This window comes from Megasphaera sp. DJF_B143 (assembly GCF_900320625.1).
GTDB classification, from domain to species: domain Bacteria; phylum Bacillota; class Negativicutes; order Veillonellales; family Megasphaeraceae; genus Megasphaera; species Megasphaera hexanoica.
Map to the genome: position 1 here is coordinate 1 of NZ_ONTA01000163.1, position 3,601 is coordinate 3,601.

The window sequence follows — 3,601 nt, forward strand, 5'->3', positions numbered from 1 at the left end:
AATGTCGGCAGCTTCTTTCGTTACGCCAACACGGCACACGTGATCTTCTTTTTCCCAGATGCGTGCAGTCGCTTCATCAGTTTCAACAAGAATAGCTCCATACCGGAGATTGAAGAGTTCCTGTACGGGGAACTGGTCATCAACGGTAAAGCCAATGCGATTGCCAAACGCCATTTGTACCAGCGCCGCAGCAACCCCGCCCTGGCCTACGGCATGCATAGCCCGGACCTTGCCATCGAGAACAGCCTGATGGAGGAAATCACAATGACGGCGGAACACATCAAAATCAGGCATATCTTCGGCATCCCTTGGCAGATCAAAGAGCAGAACCATATCGCCAGCCTGTTTGAATTCCGGAGAAATAATATGATTGGTCTTTTCCGGTACGATAGCAAAGGATACGAGCGTAGGAGGAACCGTCAGATTTTCAAAGGTGCCACTCATACTGTCTTTGCCGCCGATGGCAGCAATCTGCAGCTCTTTCTGTGCCACATATGCCCCGAGGAGCGCGCTGACCGGCTGGCCCCAGGCTTTTTCATTGGTGCCGAGGCTCTGGAAAAATTCCTGCATCGTCAGATAAGCCTGACGACGGTCACCGCCGAGAGCAACCAATTTCGCTACCGATTGGAGTACGGCATACAATGCGCCGTGGAACGGACTCCATACGGCCAGGTCCGGATCATAGCCGTGCGTGAAAATGCTGGCAGTCGTCGTTTTACTTCCCGGGACAGGAATCTTGGCGACCATGCCTTCTACGGGCGTCTTCTGATACTTTCCGCCAAAGGGCATGAGTACCGTCCGCGATCCGATAGTGCTGTCAAAGCGTTCTGCCAGTCCCTGTTCTGACGCGACATTCAGCGTTGCCATCGTCTTGAGGAATGCATCTTTGACATCACTTACAGGAGCTGCCGTAAAGAAATCTTTTTCTTCCGGAGCAGTGACAATGGCATTCCGCTTCTGCGTTACGCCATTAGTATCGAGGAATGCCCGGGTGATATTGACGACATTCTGGTCGCGCCAGTGCATGACCAGTCGTTTCGTATCGGTAGCGACGGCAACAATCGTCGCTTCCAGATTTTCTTCCGCCGCGTATTTCATGAATTCTTCTACATGTTCCGGAGCCACTACGACGGCCATCCGTTCCTGCGATTCAGAAATAGCCAGTTCCGTTCCATCCAGACCTTCATACTTCTTCGGGACTTTATCGAGATTAATATCCAGGCCATCGGTCAGTTCGCCAATGGCGACGGATACACCGCCGGCGCCAAAATCATTGCACCGTTTGATGAGGACTGTCACTTCATGGCGGCGGAACAGGCGCTGGATTTTCCGTTCCGTCAGGGCGTTCCCTTTCTGGACTTCGGCGCCACACGTTTCCAAGGATTCTACTGTATGCTTTTTGGAAGAACCAGTTGCGCCGCCCATGCCATCACGGCCGGTCTTGCCGCCCAGCAGGATGATTATGTCTCCGGGAACCGGTTCTTCCCGGATAACGTTGGCCCGCGGAGCCGCCCCCAGAACAGCACCGATTTCCATGCGTTTTGCAATAAATCCCTGGTGATAATATTCTTTTACTTCCCCTGTCGCCAGGCCAATCTGGTTGCCATAGGAGCTATATCCTTTAGCAGCGCCTGTCGTCAGCGTACGCTGCGGAAGTTTCCCTGGCAGTGTATCTTTAATGGATTGCCGTGGATCACCTGCACCGGTAACACGCATAGCCTGATATACATAAGACCGGCCGCTCAGAGGATCGCGGATACAGCCGCCCAGGCAGGTAGCAGCACCGCCGAACGGTTCGATTTCCGTCGGGTGGTTATGTGTTTCATTTTTAAAGAGGAGAAGCCATTCTTCTTCTTTGCCATCCACATCGACAGGAATGATGATGGTGCAGGCATTGATTTCTTCAGAGGCATCCAGATTCTGTAATTTGCCAGCTGCTTTTAATTCCTTTACGGCAATGGTTGCCATATCCATCAGCGTCTGTGGTTTATTGCGTTTTAATGCATCACGCGTCGTTTTATATGCTTCGTAGGCTCTCTGGATAGGAGCTGTATATGTGCCGTCTTCAAAGGAAATGTCGGTCAATTCCGTCATAAACGTCGTATGGCGGCAATGGTCAGACCAATACGTATCGATAACCCGGATTTCTGTAATCGTCGGGTTACGTTTTTCTTCATCGCGGAAATAAGTCTGCACAAATTTCAGATCATCAAAGCTCATAGCCAGACCCATATGGGCAGATAATTCCCGGAGTGCTGCATCATCCATCGTATCGAAGCCATCGATAGTCGGAACGTCAGCCGGTTTTTCCCATGCCATGGAAAGGTCCGTTACCTGATCCAGCGACGCTTCCCTGGCTTCTACCGGATTGATACAATAATGCTTAATAGCGGCAATATCATCAGCGGAAAGGGTGCCCGATAAAACAATGACCTGTGCCGTGCGGACAGCACTGTCACTGTTCATAGTGAGCATCTGCAGGCATTGCATCGCCGAATCGGCACGCTGGTCATACTGCCCCGGCAGATATTCGATTGCCAGTACCGTATCGTCTTTACCGGCCGGCAATTCATCGTATACGGCATCGACAGGCGGTTCCGAAAAAATCATATTCTTGGCTGCTTCAAAGGCTGCATCATCCAAACCACCTACGTCATAACGATTGAAAATCTTGACATCGGTCAGACCCGAAATAAGCAAGTTTTTCTTCAAATCATTGAGCATCCTCTGTGCATCCTGGGCAAAAGGACCTTTTTTGGTAACATATAAACGTCGAATGGATTGCATTCAATGAACCTCCTTAAAAGACATATAAGCATTAGTGACACAACTTTAGTATACCCGTTTTGCTTTCATAAGTAAACGGAAAATTGCAGTAAAACAGCGTCAAATCCGTGATTCTGACGGGCCTGACCCTCTGAAATCAGACGTTGACTTCCCTCACAAATCGTATTAGACTGGTTATAATAACTATTAGGAGGCCCCCTCATGGAAGAATTGAAAAAACGCATCTTGCAGGATGGTACGATTATCGACAACCGTATTTTAAAGGTGGATAATTTTCTCAATCAGCAGATTGACCCATCACTGGTAATGAAAATGGGACAGGAATTTGCCCGCCGGTTCGCCGACTGCCCGATTGACCGGATCGTGACTATCGAATCATCCGGTATCGCAATTGCACTGGCGACAGCCGTCGCAATGGGAAATATTCCCGTCGTCTTTGCCCGCAAGAAAAAATCTCTTCTCATGCAGGATGCTGTATACACAGCGTCTATCTATTCGTATACAAAAGAAGAAACCTATACAGCCAGCCTCAGCAAATCATACCTGCATGCCGGCGAACGCGTACTGATTATCGATGACTTTCTGGCTAGTGGCGCCGCAGCAGTCGGCCTGACCGAATTAGTCAGCCAGGCCGGCGCTATCCCTGCAGGCATCGGCATTGTCATTGAAAAATCATTCCAGCCCGGACGCGGCCGGCTGGAAGCACTCGGCTATCGTGTAGAATCATTAGCCCGCATTGCTGCTTTTCGTGATAATAAGCCCGTATTCAAGGAGTAGTACTTTATTTCCTTTGTCGCCCCTTATATAATACATA

The 3,601-nt window shown here is 49.9% G+C and carries 2 protein-coding genes; one reads left to right on the top strand and one right to left on the bottom strand.

The window, feature by feature from the left end; genetic code table 11:
- Nucleotides 1-2,787: phosphoribosylformylglycinamidine synthase (locus DBO31_RS04930; protein ID WP_150824580.1), on the bottom strand; the 2,787-nt coding region annotated here is incomplete at its 3' end.
- Between the two features lie 201 nt (nucleotides 2,788-2,988).
- Here DBO31_RS04930 and DBO31_RS04935 point away from each other — a divergent pair.
- Complete coding sequence (locus DBO31_RS04935) at nucleotides 2,989-3,564, top strand: xanthine phosphoribosyltransferase (protein WP_150824581.1); 576 nt, start codon at nucleotides 2,989-2,991, stop codon at nucleotides 3,562-3,564.
- The last annotated feature ends 37 nt before the right edge of the window (nucleotides 3,565-3,601 follow it).

Bases quoted from the DNA above. Each gene is read 5' to 3' on its own strand.
- DBO31_RS04935 (WP_150824581.1), top strand. From the start codon at position 2,989: ATGGAAGAATTGAAAAAACGCATCTTGCAGGATGGTACGATTATCGAC.